Source organism: Neobacillus bataviensis LMG 21833 (assembly GCF_000307875.1).
Taxonomy (GTDB): domain Bacteria; phylum Bacillota; class Bacilli; order Bacillales; family Cytobacillaceae; genus Neobacillus; species Neobacillus bataviensis.
Genome location: NZ_AJLS01000195.1, coordinates 1 through 526, shown reverse-complemented (window position 1 = coordinate 526; position 526 = coordinate 1). Strand labels below are relative to the sequence as shown.

Here is a 526-nt window from a genome sequence, read left to right as displayed (position 1 = left end):
TGGCCCGTTTCCTACATTTTAGCATGGCCCTTTACAACAACGTACCTGTTTCAGCGTCTTTGATACCTTGTGCATCTGTTCCAAGAACTTCACCTGTATCCTTGTTTGTGTAAGTGATATTGAAGTCAGCGAAACGTGTATTGTAGTTAATGTCTCCATTTTCACGTTTTTGGTGGTAGTAACCATCTGTTCCGAGTACGAAACCGTCATCGTCAGGTACGTACCCCTCAGGGGTGAAGAAAGCTGTGTATTCTTGTACCCACTTAGCGTTGAATGGGTACCATTGGCTTGATTCTTCAGTGTAAGTATATCCAGCTACTTTGAAAGCGTCTTCACCTGCTACGGTACGGATGTCTTGGTCTACAGTTCCTTCTACTGTCATGTCTGCTTTGATTGACTCACCTGAAAGGCTGTTTACGAAGTGGATAATCGCTTTGTGCTTTTCAGTAGCTTGTTTCGTTGCTGGTTCTGGTGAAGCTTGTGTAAACGTTGGTGCTGGAGCGTTAGGGTCTTCGCTATCAAGTGG

1 protein-coding gene is annotated in these 526 nt (G+C 44.7%); it reads right to left on the bottom strand.

Annotated features, from left to right (window positions below):
• Positions 1-31: 31 nt before the first annotated feature.
• Positions 32-526 (bottom strand): hypothetical protein (locus tag BABA_RS25880; RefSeq protein WP_007088239.1); only part of this gene is annotated, 495 nt, incomplete at its 5' end.